This window comes from Endozoicomonas atrinae (genome assembly GCF_001647025.1).
Taxonomy (GTDB): Bacteria; Pseudomonadota; Gammaproteobacteria; order Pseudomonadales; family Endozoicomonadaceae; genus Endozoicomonas; species Endozoicomonas atrinae.
The window spans coordinates 1-908 of the sequence record NZ_LUKQ02000636.1 but is presented as its reverse complement, the minus strand read 5'-3'; the positions used below and the strand labels follow the sequence as shown (position 1 = coordinate 908).

The window sequence follows — 908 nt, the reverse complement described above, 5'->3', positions numbered from 1 at the left end:
ATTACTTCTTCGTGTTTTTACGGTAGCCCTGCCTGTCGGAAGGGCCGCTGGTACTTCTTCACCGCATCGGCGGCCATCTGGTTGATCTGCCGGTTCAGACGGTCAAGCCGTTCCCGTTTGGTGTCACGGTCCATCATCCGCCTTTCCATCACCTTGCGTACTTCCTTACGCAGCTTGCTGATGTCCCGGCTGGCCTTCTGGAGTCCGGCCTTGTTTTTCAGTCTGGCGGCGGCAGACTGCTCCAGTGCCTTCGCCTGCCGGTCTTCACCGGACTCCTGATAGCGTTTGATGGTGGCGTCCAGCGCCTGCACGTCTCTGGCCATACCGTACAGCTCGGTGGTGTAGCGGCTGGCGTCCACGCCGTCACGCACGAAGGAACCGACCACAGGAATGTCCCGCTTGTTCATGGCCGGTGCCGGCGCTGCCCCGGTGATCTCACGGGTGGCAATGTCCGCTGCCTGTATGGCGTACCGCCCCAGTGTGCCGAAATACCCTTCCAGCAGGTACTGAAGCTGCTTGGGGGATCGCATCCAGTCCGGCGCACCTTCCGGTACGGCCTGCACCAGTTGCCTGATGGTTTCACTGGTCCACGGGTCATACTGGGCTTCCGGCTTGTTGCGCTCCAGACTCATGGACAGGATCGGCGCACCGGTAAAGCCTTTCTTGTTTCTGGCCACGTCCACCATCGGGGCAATGGCCTGCGGCACCAGTGACATGGCAAAGGTATCACTGATCAGGCCGACCACCATGTCTCTGGTCCACTTCATATCCTCCCGGCCACTCAGGCTCTGCTCCATGATTTCAGGGATGGTGGCAAAGATGCCGCCCACCTCGAACGGCTTGGGTATGCGGAAATGGTCCTCCCCGACCCAGAAATGGTGAAAGCCCAGCTTCTCCCACTCCGGCAA

General features: G+C 60.4%; 1 protein-coding gene. It reads right to left on the bottom strand.

Annotation, left to right across the window (positions count from 1 at the left end; all coding sequences use genetic code 11):
* Window positions 1-17: 17 nt before the first annotated feature.
* Complete coding sequence (locus AK963_RS29695) at window positions 18-908, bottom strand: LPD38 domain-containing protein (protein WP_066018801.1); 891 nt, start codon at window positions 906-908, stop codon at window positions 18-20.